The sequence below is a fragment of the Pseudoflavonifractor sp. genome, assembly GCF_050943825.1.
In the GTDB taxonomy this organism is placed as follows: Bacteria; Bacillota; Clostridia; order Oscillospirales; family Oscillospiraceae; genus Pseudoflavonifractor.
Genome location: NZ_JBMNPX010000004.1, coordinates 168,558 through 181,448, shown reverse-complemented (window position 1 = coordinate 181,448; position 12,891 = coordinate 168,558). Strand labels below are relative to the sequence as shown.

Annotated in this window: 12 protein-coding genes and 1 tRNA gene; 8 read left to right on the top strand and 5 right to left on the bottom strand. The window is 63.3% G+C overall.

The genetic code is table 11. From position 1 onward, the window contains the following. Positions 1-24: 24 nt before the first annotated feature. On the top strand, positions 25-1,119 hold the full coding sequence (locus tag ACOX7T_RS06135; protein ID WP_433440887.1) for a M24 family metallopeptidase: 1,095 nt from the start codon (positions 25-27) through the stop codon (positions 1,117-1,119). An 86-nt stretch (positions 1,120-1,205) separates the two neighbouring features. Here the strand turns inward: ACOX7T_RS06135 and ACOX7T_RS06130 are convergent. Continuing rightward, positions 1,206-1,288, bottom strand: a tRNA-Leu gene (locus tag ACOX7T_RS06130). 154 nt (positions 1,289-1,442) lie between these two features. Here ACOX7T_RS06130 and ACOX7T_RS06125 point away from each other — a divergent pair. Continuing rightward, positions 1,443-2,318 (top strand): pyridoxamine kinase, encoded by an 876-nt coding sequence (locus tag ACOX7T_RS06125; RefSeq protein WP_294551069.1) that lies wholly within the window; start codon positions 1,443-1,445, stop codon positions 2,316-2,318. 45 nt (positions 2,319-2,363) lie between these two features. On the opposite strand, the gene ACOX7T_RS06120 is transcribed toward ACOX7T_RS06125, so the two are convergent. Then, entirely contained in the window at positions 2,364-3,029 is a 666-nt protein-coding gene (locus tag ACOX7T_RS06120) for a peptidoglycan recognition protein family protein (RefSeq protein ID WP_294551070.1), read from the bottom strand. Positions 3,030-3,123: 94 nt separating this feature from the next. Then, on the bottom strand, positions 3,124-4,659 hold the full coding sequence (locus tag ACOX7T_RS06115; RefSeq protein WP_433440884.1) for a putative polysaccharide biosynthesis protein: 1,536 nt from the start codon (positions 4,657-4,659) through the stop codon (positions 3,124-3,126). Positions 4,660-4,799: 140 nt separating this feature from the next. Here ACOX7T_RS06115 and ACOX7T_RS06110 point away from each other — a divergent pair, with 140 nt between their 5' ends. Then, positions 4,800-5,510, top strand: coding sequence for a DUF554 domain-containing protein (locus tag ACOX7T_RS06110; RefSeq protein ID WP_433440882.1), 711 nt, complete (start codon positions 4,800-4,802; stop codon positions 5,508-5,510). Between the two features lie 56 nt (positions 5,511-5,566). Here the strand turns inward: ACOX7T_RS06110 and ACOX7T_RS06105 are convergent, their stop codons facing one another. Further along, entirely contained in the window at positions 5,567-5,785 is a 219-nt protein-coding gene (locus tag ACOX7T_RS06105; RefSeq protein ID WP_433440880.1) for a helix-turn-helix domain-containing protein, read from the bottom strand. A 75-nt stretch (positions 5,786-5,860) separates the two neighbouring features. Here ACOX7T_RS06105 and ACOX7T_RS06100 point away from each other — a divergent pair, with 75 nt between their 5' ends. Then, complete coding sequence (locus tag ACOX7T_RS06100; protein WP_148319296.1) at positions 5,861-6,094, top strand: hypothetical protein; 234 nt, start codon at positions 5,861-5,863, stop codon at positions 6,092-6,094. On the opposite strand, the gene ACOX7T_RS06095 is transcribed toward ACOX7T_RS06100, so the two are convergent. Continuing rightward, the gene (locus ACOX7T_RS06095; RefSeq protein ID WP_433440878.1) at positions 6,048-7,580 is read right to left on the bottom strand and encodes an AAA family ATPase; all 1,533 of its coding nucleotides are present in this window, start codon (positions 7,578-7,580) and stop codon (positions 6,048-6,050) included. The two genes, ACOX7T_RS06100 and ACOX7T_RS06095, sit on opposite strands and share 47 nt — an antisense overlap. 200 nt (positions 7,581-7,780) lie before the next feature. Between ACOX7T_RS06095 and ACOX7T_RS06090 the strand changes: the two genes are divergently transcribed. From ACOX7T_RS06090 to ACOX7T_RS06075, 4 genes are all read left to right on the top strand, one after another. Continuing rightward, positions 7,781-8,824, top strand: a complete 1,044-nt coding sequence (locus ACOX7T_RS06090) for an Ig-like domain-containing protein (protein WP_433440876.1) — start codon at positions 7,781-7,783, stop codon at positions 8,822-8,824. A gap of 146 nt (positions 8,825-8,970) precedes the next feature. Next, entirely contained in the window at positions 8,971-10,050 is a 1,080-nt protein-coding gene (locus tag ACOX7T_RS06085; protein WP_433440874.1) for a 1-propanol dehydrogenase PduQ, read from the top strand. After that, positions 10,051-11,523, top strand: coding sequence for an ethanolamine ammonia-lyase reactivating factor EutA (locus tag ACOX7T_RS06080; protein ID WP_433440872.1), 1,473 nt, complete (start codon positions 10,051-10,053; stop codon positions 11,521-11,523). Continuing rightward, positions 11,520-12,884 carry an ethanolamine ammonia-lyase subunit EutB gene (locus tag ACOX7T_RS06075; protein WP_433440870.1) on the top strand — a complete coding sequence of 455 codons (1,365 nt, stop codon included), beginning with the start codon at positions 11,520-11,522 and terminating at the stop codon, positions 12,882-12,884. The genes ACOX7T_RS06080 and ACOX7T_RS06075 overlap by 4 nt, the downstream gene beginning before the upstream one ends. Positions 12,885-12,891: the final 7 nt, after the last annotated feature.

The following is a 12,891-nucleotide window of genomic DNA, read 5'->3' as shown; positions in this document are numbered from 1 at the left end:
TTTGGAAAGGAGCTGTGTAAGCATATGAATCAACGTCTCAGCACCCTCATGGCGGAGCTCCCGGGCCATCTGGACGCCGCCATCATCACATCCGGGGTGAATCGACGCTATTACCTGGGCCTGGAGTCCACGGCGGGCACATTGGTGGTGACTCGCACCGACGCATTCCTGTTTGTAGACGGACGTTACCGGGAGGCGGCGGGCGCTCTGGAGTCTGATATCACCATTCTGCCCACGGAGGAGATGGGACGGGAGCTCCCCGCCCTGATGGCACGGCTGGGCGTGCGGACGGCAGGGGTGGAGAGCGGTTATGTGACGCTGTCCGGGTTTGAAGCACTTTGCGCCCGGCTGCCCGGCTGTACGCTGACCTCGGACGGGGCCCTTCAGGAGGTAATTCTCCGCCAGCGCCGCCATAAAAGTCCGGAGGAGGTGGCCCTCATCCGAAAGGCCCAGCACGCCTCCGAGCGGGCCTATCTGAATCTGCTGGATTTCATCCGGCCCGGGCGGACGGAGAAGGAGCTGGCCCTGGAGCTCTACCGCCTGTGCAGGCAGGAGCCCGATGTGGAGTCGGCCCATACCGACCTGCTGCTGGCCGGTCCCAATGGTTCCCGGCCCCACGGCATGGCGGGGGACCGGCCCATCCGGTGCGGTGAGTTTGTCACCATGGACTTTGGAGCAGTGGTGGAAGGGTACTACGCCGATATGACCCGCACAGTGGCTGTGGGAGAGCCTGACGACGAAATGCGTGCCCTCTATCAGCTGGTTCTATCCGCGAAGAACGCCGCCACCGTCGCAATCGTACCCGGTATCCCATGTGCGGAGGTGGACGGAGCGGCCCGGCAGGTCATCACAGCGGGCGGTTGCGGGCCGGCCTTCTGTCACGGACTGGGACACAGCATCGGGCTGGAGGGCCATGAGAATCCCCGCTTCCGTGAGGACAGCAGAGCGGTGGTGGAGGAGGGCCTGGTGATGTCGGTGGAGCCGGGGGTATACTTCCCGGGCCGACTGGGACTGCGCATTGAAGACCTGGTCTATGTGGGTCCCCAGGGGGTGGAATCTCTCAATGAGACCTCCACAGAGCTGATTGTCCTTCCGGCAGGGCATTCCGCCTCCAGATAGACGTGACAGCATCAAAATGAGTGGGCGACACCCTTTGCAGTGAAATAAAAAAGCTGGCCGCAAGCGATATATCGCTTGCGGCCAGCTGGTACGGGTAGTGGGATTTGAACCCACACGGTTGCCCACTGGAACCTAAATCCAGCGCGTCTGCCAATTCCGCCATACCCGCATATTCAATTTCTCAACTGCCATCCAGGGAAAGAGACAAAGGAACTGGAGGTATTTTAGCATTGAGCGGCAAAATTGTCAATTGAACCGGGGCGGAAAAGCCATTATAATAGTGGTCAATGAAAATGCGAGAATCTGCCAAGGATGTGAGGCATATGAAACGTGCGCCCAGGGTCGCGGCGGTCCACGATATGTCCGGTGTAGGCCGGTGTTCTCTGACAGTGATACTCCCGGTGCTTGCCGCCATGGGATGCCAGTGCAACCCCATGCTGACGGCCTATCTCTCAGCCCATACGGCGTTTCCAGCGTCAGAGCATGCGGTTTTCCTGGACCTGACCGACCAGATGGGACAGGTGGCGGCCCACTGGGGAGAGCTGGGTGTGACGCCTGACGCGGTATACAGCGGCTTTCTGGGCTCGGAGCGGCAGATTGGCCTGCTCCAGACTGCCATCTGCCGGTTCCGGCGGGAAAAGACCCTGGTGCTGGTGGACCCGGTGATGGGGGACCACGGCCGGGCATACCGGACCTGTACGCCTGCACTGTGCGCACGAATGGGGGAGCTGGCCGCTCAGGCGGATGTGATTACCCCTAATCTGACTGAGGCGGCCATGCTGCTGGGGGAGCCGTATCAGGCCCGGCCGGACCGGGACACCGTCCGCAGCTGGCTGGAGCGGCTCTCGCTGGAGGGTCGGCGGTCTGTGGTGCTCACCGGTGTATCCGCTGGAGAGGAGCAGGTGGGGGCGGCCAGCCTGGACCATGCCACTGGTCGGATGGAACTGGCGCTGACCTGCCGGGAGCAGGGCAGCTTTCCCGGCACAGGGGACCTGTTCGCGGCGGTGCTGCTGGGCGGGCTCCTGCGGGAGGAGTCTCTGGGACAGGCGGCGGCGGATGCGGCGGCCTTTGTGCAGCAGTGCGTCAGCCGTACCCTGGCCCTGGCCACACCGCCCCTGGAGGGTGTGGAGTTTGAGGGACTGCTGGGATTGCTCACCAGCGGCGGAGCTCTGCCCACAGTGACAAGAGAATCACTATAAAGAAAAACAGCGGCCTGCCGGGAATTTCCGGCAGGCCGCTTGCATTTAAAACTCCAAATCGTCCAGAAAGGCCTCCCAGGCCTCGGGATGCTGGACATAGTACCGGGGGCACTCCTTACCTGTCACGTCGTAGTGGCGGAGAATCTGGTCACGATCCAAATCGTAGGTGTCCACCAGCCACTGGACCAGCTTGACCAGGGCGTCATAGGAGGCCTGGGTAAATTCCCCGGTCTCGTCCGGGTGGCAGACCTCAATGGACAGGGTGTCGTAATTGCGCTGGCTGGAGGCATAGGCCACCTCGTCCAGCGGGACACACTCCAGAATCTCGCCCTCCAGACCGATGACAAAATTGCTGCTGGCAAAGGTCTCCCCGCTCTGGGCCAGACCGGCGAAATAGCTCCGGTTCTGCTGGGCGGTGGTGCCCGGGTTGCCGGTGTAGTGGACCACCACACCATTGACGGCGGTCAGCTTCTCCCCCGGGCGGGAGTACTCGTTGATGGGCAGAAGCTGCCGCTCCACCCACTCCGGCGCGTCCGGCACATCCTCGGGAAGCGCCTCGGCGGTACTGGGGGTACCCGGCATCAGGACGGCCAGCACCGCCCGGATGATCAAAAGGCCCACAATGACGGCGGCCAGGATGGCGGGGAGCCGCAGCTCTCTGGGCAGTCTGCCGCGAGTGGATTTTGGTGTTTTCTGCATGGTGCTGTTCATGGTACATGCCTCCCGGCGGTATGTTCGTGCTAACAGATATCATAGCACAAAGAGCACCGGGAGGGCAAGGGAGAGGAAATTTGTCAGAAAAACGTTATTTGAGCCGGAACAGCTGGGAGGGGCGGACGCCCTGGGCGGAGAGGGCGGCCAGGTAGAGCACACCGCCGAACGCGATACAGGCCAGACAGGCGGCCGCGCCGCCCATGCCCGCGTCCCGCAGGACACGGAAGAGCAGATTGATGACCAGGCCCATGAGCAGGGCGGCCAGTACGGGAGCGGTGCACCACTGGAAGAGACGGGGCTTCAGGGCTGTGCGGCGGGCAATCTCCAGGTAATTGAGGAGGACGCCCAGAGCGGAGCTGAGCACAAACCCGGCCACATAGCCCCCCAGCCCCACACCGGGCAGGCCCATAAATACCCAGGTGCATCCCAGCTGCACCGCTCCGCAGATGAGGGAGGTACGGGCGGCGGCCGCCTGGCGGCCGATGCCGTTGAGGGCTCCGGAGAGGACGGACTGATAACAGGACAGCAGTACCCCGACCGACAGGGGGACCATATAGTCGCCCACTGTGGGTTCCCGGAAGAGAAAGACGCCGATGGTAGGCCCCAGAACCACCAGAATGGCCAGAGCGGGCATGGTGAGCACCGAGGTAGCCAGCAGGGACTTGTGGATCCGGCGGCGGACCTCGTCTATCCGGCCCAGTGCCACGCTCTGGGACAGCTTGGGCACCAGCATCAGACCCAGCGCGCCGATAAAGGCGGTGGGCAGGCAGAGCATGGGTACCGTCATGCCGCAGAGCACGCCGAAGGCGCTCATGGCGGCGGACACGTCCATACCCGCGTGGACCAAGCGCTGGGGGATGAGAACGGCGTTGGCGGAGCCCATCAGGTTGCCCAGCAGGGCGGTGGCGGCGATGGGAAGGGCGATGGTACCCATCCGCCGGGTGAGGCGGCGGGGCTCTTCACCGGGGCCGGGCAGGGCGGCGGGACGGCCCATGTGCCGCCGGAAGAGGATAACCAGGGTGATGGAGGAGAACAGCTCCGAGCAGCACATGCCCGCCACAATGATGCCAACCACCCGCTCCGGGTACTGGGGCAGCAGCAGCACCAGCAGGCCCAGCACCGCACCGGTGCGGATAAACTGCTCGGTCAGCTCCACGGCGGCGGGGGGACGGATGTTGCCCGTGCCGTAGAAGTAGTGCTTGTGGAGGTTCTCAATGCCGGTGAGAAGGATGCAGGGGAGCAGCAGAAGAAGGCCCAGCTGGGTGCGGGCATCTCCCAGCAGGTAGACCGAGATGGGATCGTACAGCAGCACGGTCACCCCCGCCACCAGGGCGAAGAGAATCAGGAAGGCGGTGAGGGCCTTCCGGAGCAGCTGGACAATGGCCCTGGGATTGCCCAGGGCGTGGTATTCCGCCGACAGGTTGGACACCGCCACCGTCAGCCCGATGGCGGTGAGGGACATAATCACCGAGTACACCGGCATGATGAGCTGGTAGAGGCCCATCACCTCCGCTCCGATGAGGCGGGAGAGGAAAATTCGGTATACAAACCCCAGCACCTGGGAGACAAGGCTGGTGAGGGTAAGGACCAGCGTGCCGTACAGCATGGACGAGCGGTTGAGTTTCAAGGTTCGCGCCCCCCTTCCTGAACAGCTTATTCATGGGACAAGGGGGACATGAGAACAGAAACGCTTTGACAAATGGTGGATCTGGAGGTATGATAGAAAAGTTATCACTGTAAAGCGCAAAAGTGAACGGGGGAAAATCCATGCTTGCTACCATCATCAACGTGGCGCTGGTCCTGCTGGGCAGCGCTCTGGGACTGCTGTTCAAAAACAAAATCAGCGACCGGTTCGCATCTATTCTCACCTGTGCCCTGGGCCTGTGCGTGCTGGGCATCGGCATCTCCGGTATGATTGGCACGGCGGACACCCTCTGCGTCATTGTCTGTATGGTGGTGGGCACCCTGCTGGGAGAGGCACTGAACATCGAGAAGCGGATGGACGGCCTGGGCGGCCTGCTCCGCCGGAGACTGATCCGGGGGGAGAGCAACAGCCGCTTTGTGGAGGGCTTTGTGAACGCCTCGGTCCTCTTCTGCGTGGGGGCCATGGCCATCAACGGATCCATGCAGGCGGGCATGCTGGGCAAGTACGACATCCTGATTTCCAAGGGCGTTATTGACGGCGTCACCTCCATCACCTTTGCTGCGGCTATGGGCGTAGGCGTGGCTTTCTCCGTGATCCCGCTGCTTCTCTACCAGGGCGGACTGACCATTATCTTTGCCCTGGTGGGTCAGGGGATGGACCCGGCGGTGGTTACCGAGATGAACGCCGTGGGCGGCACCATCATCGTGGGTATTGCTCTGAACATGCTGGGCCTGCCCAAGGAGAAAATCCGGGTGGGCAACATGTTGCCCGCCATCTTCCTGCCCATTGGCTACATCCCCCTGGCCAATCTGCTCAGCGGGCTGATGGGGTGAACATCAGCGAATATAAGACAACCGGGACAGGTCGCAAGACCCGTCCCGGTTTCTGTTCAAAGATTGATTTCACGTTTTTCTGTCCGCCCCACTAGATAGTCCAGGGAGACGCGGTAATACTCGCCAATCGCCAGCATGCTCTTATAGCTGGGAATGGCATCGTCCGCCTCCAGCCGCTGGTAGTTCCGGCTGCTGATGCTCAGCGCCTTTGCAGCCTGCTCCTGCGTCAGCCCGGCCTCTTCCCGCAGCTGGCGGACCCGTTGGTTGAAAATCATAGTCAACGCCCTTTGACACGCTATTTGTAGCGTGATATTATGAACACGCAATATATGACGTGAGGAGGAAAAGGTATGGAATCAGCCCTGGAGGAACTGCACTGCTTCTTTGTGGAGAGGCAGAACCTGGACCTGTTTCCCGAGGAGACGGCAGAACTGGAAAAGATACTGTCCGAACTGCCCCCGGAAATGGCTGCCGCCAAGGAGAGCCTGGTTACCAACGCCTCCATCACAGGCTTTCAGGCCGGTCTGCGCCTGGGCCTTATTCTTGGGTGGGAGTGCGATCTTCCGCCCCGCCGTCTTCCGTAGGCAGGGGGGCGGCATCCTGGGCGATGGCCTGGCCGGGCGTCTCCTCCGGCTCGTCATCCTCCTTCAGGTCGGACACCGTGATGGCCATCAGGTCCTCCTTGCTGGGGTTCTCCAGCGCCGCCACCCGGTCGGCCTGGCGGGCCACCGCCCGCTCAAAGACGTTGCGCACGTCCCGGGCGTTGCCGAAATTCTCGTCCCGCTCCTCGTAGAGCTGCTTAAAGCCCTCGGCGGCAAACTGGTCCGTCTCCTCGTCCAGGGTGTAGCCGTTCTTCTTGCACATGGAGCGGAAAATCTCCATCAGCTCGTCGCCGTTGTAGTCCTCAAAGTAGAAATACTTGTTGAAGCGGCTCTCCAGGCCGGGGTTGGCGTTGATGAAATTGCTCATCAGCTCGGTGTATCCGGCCACAATGACAATCAGGTCGGCCCGGTGGTCCTCCATACCCTTGAGCAGGGCCTCGATGGCCTCCTTGCCGAAGTCGTTGGGGGAGTCCTGGTTGGCCAGGGCGTAGGCCTCGTCGATGAAGAGCACGCCGCCCAGGGCCTTCTGAATGACCTCACTGGTCTTGATGGCGGTCTGGCCCACAAATCCGGCCACCAGACCGGACCGGTCCACCTCCACCAGCTGGCCCTTGGACAGCACCCCGATGGCGTGGTAAATCTTGGCCAGCAGGCGGGCCACCGTGGTCTTGCCGGTGCCCGGATTGCCCATAAACACCAGGTGCAGGCTCATGGGGGGCACGGGCAGGTTGTGCTCCTGGCGCATTTTGCGTACCTTGACCAGGTTAATCAGGCTCTTAACGTCCTTTTTTACCTTCTCCAGGCCGCACAGGCTGTCCAGTTCCGCCAGCAGCTCCTCCAGGCTGGGGGCGGGCTCTGCCTCCTCCTTGGGCTGGGCGGCAGCCTGGGGCGCACCCTCGCCCTGAGCGGCGGGAGCCGGGGTGTCCGGCTTGGGGGCGACGGGACGGCGGGTGATGAAGTCGTTGACATCCAGAGGGGCCTTGTCACCCTTGAGACCGTCCCGGTCACACAGGGCCAGCAGGGTGTCGGCACAGTGGTTGACAAACCCGGCCTCCTCCTCGCTGACAATGTCGTCCACCGCCGCGAAAAGCAGCAACATCAGAGTCATCAGATCCACGAAGCGGCGGGACAGCTTTCCGCCTGAAACCCGGTCGCTGGCCCGCATCCGGGCGAAAAAGCCGGGGGCCTGGAAGCCGGGGTACTCCGCCACCGCGGAGGACAGCTCCCAGAACAGGATGGAGGGCACCGGGTTCCCCTTGGTATACACCGCGTTGTAGTACTCCACGTGGCGGGGAGTGAGGGCATTGCCGTCCCGTCCCCAGACGCCCAGCGCGCAGGCGCGGAAAAAGGCGTCCGCCTCGGCGGCAAAGCGCTGGCGCAGCGCAGCGTCCCCGATCTGACGCCGGAAGGCAGAGATGCCGTCCTCATACTGTTTATGAACCGCCGCCGCGGTCATGGAACCCTTCATCAGGCCTCAACTCCCATTTCATTTATGGTTCAACAGACATTATATCGGATGGAGAGTGGATAATCAATCCTGCACCTTACTTTTATGAGTAGACATAAAATATAAAAAATAACGTACAATTTGCGTTAGACCGTTGACGATTCCTGCCGCAGCGTGTAAGATTAGAGGTGATATGACACCAAAATGACGGAGGGATACACATGGCCGCCAGAAAGCCCACCGGCGCACGAAATGAAACCATCCGCTGCGAAAACTGCGGCGAGTATTATGCCGTTACCTATAAACGCTGCCCCTTCTGCGAGGAGCAGGAGGTCTATGGCCGTGGAAAATATCAGGACGACTACGATAATGACTACGAAGATGAGGTCTATGACGAGGACGAACCCCGCCACAGGGGCGGCAAGCGTCTCAAGAGCAATACCCGGGGCGGCGGCTACGGCGGCGGCCCCACGCCCCTCCAGATTGTGGGCTGGGTGCTCTCTCTGGCTCTCATCGCCGCCGCTATCTATATTGTGGTTACCATTATCGGGCCCTTTATTCACAAGGGCGAACAGGCGGTGGATCCGGATCCCAACCCTGTGACCAGCAACACGCCCGCTCCCAGCCCCAGCGACAGCGCCGAGCCCCAGCCCACAGACTCCGCTGCGCCCCAGCCCAGCGGCTCCCAGGACCCGGAGGGCGGCGACACCGGCGAAATTCCCGCCGGGCAGACTGCCACCGGCTTTACCCTCAGCCTGACGGAGTTCAGCCTGAGCAACAAGTACCCCGACCCCGTGACCCTGAAGGTCACCTTCTCTCCCGCCGGCTCCACCGGTACCATCACCTGGGAGAGCAGCGACCCCTCCATCGTCACCGTGGATGAAAACGGCAAGGTGAGCCCGGCTGGCAAGACCGGTACCGCCACCATCACCGCCACCATGGCCGGCGGATATACCCAGACCTGCAAGGTCTACAACTCGGTCACCAGCGCCTCCGGCAGTTCCGGCGGTTCCACCAGCTCCGGCGGCAGCACCTCCACCACCCTGTCCCTCAACCGCACCGACTTTACGCTCAGTGAGGCGGGGGCCAAGTGGCAGCTCAAGGTGAGCGGCACCAGCTCCAACCCCACCTGGAGCATTTCCGACTCCTCTGTGGCCACCATCTCCGGCGACGGCACCGTCACCGCTGTGTCCAAGGGTACCACCACCGTCACCGCCACGGTGGACGGCCAGACCCTCAAGTGCATCGTGCGCTGCTCCTGGTAAGAACAGAAGATATGAAATCGACAGGAGGTCTCCGGCAATCCGGAGGCCTCCTGTTTTTTGCCCCTGCGGAAAATTTTCCGCAGGGGCTATATTTTTTGAGAATTCTGCAATACTAACGCCATCTGAGGAAAAGGCAGGCAGAAAACATGGAGCTTTTTGCGATCAGGCCGGAGATCCGGTTCGGGCCGGATGCCCTGGCGGCCCTGGAGGAGCTGGCGGGGCGGCGGGTGCTCATTGTGACGGACGAATTTCTCGCCCATAAATCCGGGCTGCTGGAGGGGGTGAAGGCGCGGCTGAAGGGCTGCGAAATCAGCGTGTTCGACCAGGTGAAGCCCGACCCGTCCCTTCATCTGGTGGCCCAGGGGGTCCACGCCCTGCGGGCCTTTGGGCCGGACACGGTGCTGGCCTTCGGCGGCGGCTCTCCCATGGACTGCGCCAAGGCCATGCGCCACTTTGCCGGCGGGAATCCGCCCCCGGAGCTGTGGTGCATCCCCACCACGGCGGGCACCGGGTCGGAGGTCACCTCCTTTGCCGTCCTCACCAACGCGGACGCGGGGGTGAAGTACCCCCTGGTGGACAGCGCCCTGCTGCCCGACTGCGCGGTGCTGGACGCGTCCCTCCTGGCCGGAGTGCCCCCGGCGGTGACGGCGGACACAGGCATGGATGTGCTCACCCACGCCGCCGAGGGCTGTGTGGCAAAAAAAGCCACCCCCTTCAGCGACGCCATGGGGGAGAAGGCCTTCTCCATGGCCTGGCGCAGCCTGAGCCATGCCCACGCCGGGGACAGCGGAGCAAAGGGGGAGATGCTGCTGGCCTCCTGTCTGGCGGGCCTCTCCTTCAACGCCGCCGGGCTGGGCATCTGCCACGCCCTGGCCCACGCTCTGGGCGGCCGGTACCACATCCCCCACGGGCGGCTCAACGCCATGCTCCTGCCCCATATCATCGCCTTTAACAGCGCCGACAAGGGGGCGGCGGACAAGTACGCCCGGCTCGCAGGGATGTGTGGCCTGGCCAAGAATCCTCGGGCTCTGATAGGCGGCGTCAAGCGGCTGCGGGTAAGCCTGGGCATGCCGGAGAAGCTCACCGACTGCGGCATGGAGGGACAGACCCTGCTGGCCGACCTGGACAGCATCGCTCAGGCCGCTCTGGCTGACGTGTGCGCCCCGGGCAACCCCAGGCCCGCCACCCGGGAGGATTTAAAGGCCATTTTGAAGGAGCTGATGTAAATGGCGCCCGAGCAGCTCCTGTCCGTGGGCATCGACATCGGCACCTCCACCACCCAGCTGGTCATCTCCCGCCTGACCCTGGAGAACCGGGCGGGGCCCTTCTCCGTGCCCCGCATCGCCATCGGGGAGAAGGAGGTACTCTACCGCAGCGCCATCCACTTTACACCCCTTCTCTCCGAGACGGCGATTGACGCCGAAGGGGTGAGGGCCATTGTGGCGGAGGAGTACCGCAAGTCGGGTTTTCGACAGGCGGACATCTCCACCGGCGCGGTCATCATCACCGGCGAGACCGCCCGGAAGGAGAACGCCCGGCAGGTGTTGGCCGCCCTGTCCGACTTCGCCGGAGACTTTGTGGTGGCCACAGCCGGGCCCGACCTGGAATCCATCCTGGCGGCCCGTGGGGCGGGGATGGACGAATACTCCAAGGAACATCACGAGAAGATATTACACTTTGACATCGGAGGAGGCACCTCCAACCTGGCATTCTACGAAAATGGTGCCCTGACGGCCACCGGCTGTCTGGACGTAGGAGGGCGGCTCATCAAGACCGAGCGGGGGCGCATCACCTACGTCTCACCGGCGCTGGAGCGGCTGGGGATGTCCGTCAGTGGCGTACCCATTCCAAGGGTAGGAGACCGGGCGGAGGAATCCATTCTGGAACCGGTAGTGTCCGCCCTGACCCGTGCCCTGGAACAGGCGGCGGGACTGATACCGCCGGACAGTCTGCTGGAAGCCCTTATGACCAGAGACACCACCTGGACGCCGCCGGATGGGGTGGACGGGGTGTCCTTCTCCGGTGGGGTGGCCGACTGCATCTGGTCACCGCCGGAGGACGCCTTTGCCTACGGGGACATCGGCGTCCTGCTGGGCAGGGCCATCGCCGCGTCTCCTGCCTTTCAGCGGGCGGGCATCGTCCGGGGCACTGAGACCATCCGGGCCACCGTGGTGGGGGCGGGCAGCCACTCCACCCAGGTGTCCGGCTCCACCATCTTCTACCGCAATGTGTCCTTCCCACTGAAAAACCTGCCTGTCCTCCGGCTGACGGCGGAGGAGGAGAGCGGCGGTGACAAGATGGCCGCCGCCCTGCGGGAGAAGGCGGGCTGGTTTGCCGACCAGGGGGGCATGACCCAGATTGCCCTCAGCCTGCAGGGTGAACCCAACCCGGCCTATGGCAGAATCCAGGACCTGGCCCGGGGCATCAAAGCCGGGATGGAGCCGCTGCTAGAGCGGGGCATGTTCCCCGTCATTGCGGTGGAGGGGGACATGGCCAAGGTGCTGGGCCAGACCCTCTGGCCCCTGCTGGGGGCGGAGGGGGCCATTCTCTGCCTGGACGGCATCAGCGCCGGCAGCGGGGACTATTTGGACATCGGCGCGCCGGTGGCCGGCGGCGCGGTGCTGCCGGTGGTGGTAAAGACCCTGGCCTTCCAGTCCCAGGGCAGTGAAAAGCAAACACAAGGGGGAAACAGACCATGATACTGAAAACCAGCCTGCACGGCCATGTTTATACATTCCAATCGGTGAAGGACGTGCTGGCCAAGGCCAACGAGGAGAAGTCGGGTGACCGGCTTGCGGGCATCGCCGCCGAGAACGCCGAGGAGCGGGTAGCGGCCAAGGTGGTGACGGCCAACCTGCTCCTGTCCGACCTGCGGGAGAACCCCGCCGTGCCCTACGAGGAGGACGAGGTCACCCGCATCATCCAGGACGATGTGAACGAGAAAATTTACGGTGAGATCCGCAACTGGACCGTGTCCGAGCTGCGGGAGTGGCTGCTGGACGAGAAACACACCGGCGCGGACATCCGCCGCATCTCCCGGGGCCTGACCGCCGAGATGATCGCCGCTGTGACCAAGATCATGAGCAATCTGGACCTGATCTACGCGGCCAGAAAGCTGCGGGTCACCGCCACCTGCAACACCACCATCGGAGAGAAGGGCACCCTGTCCTGCCGCCTCCAGCCCAACCACCCCACCGACGACCCGGACGGCATCATGGCCTCCCTTCTGGAGGGCCTGACCTTCGGCGCGGGAGACGCGGTGCTGGGTCTCAACCCGGTGGACGACAGCGTGGAGAGCGTGCGGCGGGTGCTGGACCGGTTCCATGAAATCCGCACCCGGTGGGAGATCCCCACCCAGATCTGTGTCCTGGCCCACGTGACCACCCAGATGGACGCGGTGAAGCAGGGAGCTCCCTGCGACCTCATCTTCCAGTCCATCGCCGGCAGCCAGAAGGGCAACGAGGCCTTCGGTCTGGACGGGAAGCTCATCGAGGAGGCCCGACAGCTGGCCCTCCGGGAGGGTACCGCCACCGGCCCCAACGTGATGTACTTTGAGACCGGCCAGGGCTCTGAGCTCAGTTCCGAGGCCCACCACGGCGCCGACCAAGTGGTGATGGAGGCCCGGTGCTACGGCTTTGCCAAGCGGTTCCAGCCCTTCCTGGTGAACACGGTGGTGGGCTTCATCGGCCCCGAATATCTGTATAATTCCAAGCAAGTTATACGGGCTGGATTGGAAGACCACTTTATGGGCAAGCTGACCGGCGTGCCCATGGGCTGCGATGCCTGCTACACCAACCACATGAAGGCCGACCAGAACGACATCGAGGACCTGGCCGTCCTCCTCACCGCCGCCGGGTGCAACTACTTTATGGGTATCCCCCACGGCGACGACGTAATGCTCAACTACCAGACCACCGGCTTCCACGAGACCGCTGCCCTGCGGGAGCTCTTCGGCCTGACCGCCATCAAGCCCTTCCAGGACTGGCTGGAGAAGATGGGCTTTGTGCGGGACGGCAAACTGACCGAGCTGGCCGGGGACGGCTCCGTGCTGCTCTCGTGAAGGAGGG

Coding starts and splice junctions, on each gene's coding strand:
- ACOX7T_RS06135 (WP_433440887.1), top strand. CDS start 25: ATGAATCAACGTCTCAGCACCCTCATGGCGGAGCTCCCGGGCCATCTG.
- ACOX7T_RS06125 (WP_294551069.1), top strand. CDS start 1,443: ATGAAACGTGCGCCCAGGGTCGCGGCGGTCCACGATATGTCCGGTGTA.
- ACOX7T_RS06120 (WP_294551070.1), bottom strand. CDS start 3,029: ATGAACAGCACCATGCAGAAAACACCAAAATCCACTCGCGGCAGACTG.
- ACOX7T_RS06110 (WP_433440882.1), top strand. CDS start 4,800: ATGCTTGCTACCATCATCAACGTGGCGCTGGTCCTGCTGGGCAGCGCT.
- ACOX7T_RS06105 (WP_433440880.1), bottom strand. CDS start 5,785: ATGATTTTCAACCAACGGGTCCGCCAGCTGCGGGAAGAGGCCGGGCTG.
- ACOX7T_RS06100 (WP_148319296.1), top strand. CDS start 5,861: ATGGAATCAGCCCTGGAGGAACTGCACTGCTTCTTTGTGGAGAGGCAG.
- ACOX7T_RS06095 (WP_433440878.1), bottom strand. CDS start 7,580: ATGAAGGGTTCCATGACCGCGGCGGCGGTTCATAAACAGTATGAGGAC.
- ACOX7T_RS06090 (WP_433440876.1), top strand. CDS start 7,781: ATGGCCGCCAGAAAGCCCACCGGCGCACGAAATGAAACCATCCGCTGC.
- ACOX7T_RS06085 (WP_433440874.1), top strand. CDS start 8,971: ATGGAGCTTTTTGCGATCAGGCCGGAGATCCGGTTCGGGCCGGATGCC.
- ACOX7T_RS06080 (WP_433440872.1), top strand. CDS start 10,051: ATGGCGCCCGAGCAGCTCCTGTCCGTGGGCATCGACATCGGCACCTCC.
- ACOX7T_RS06075 (WP_433440870.1), top strand. CDS start 11,520: ATGATACTGAAAACCAGCCTGCACGGCCATGTTTATACATTCCAATCG.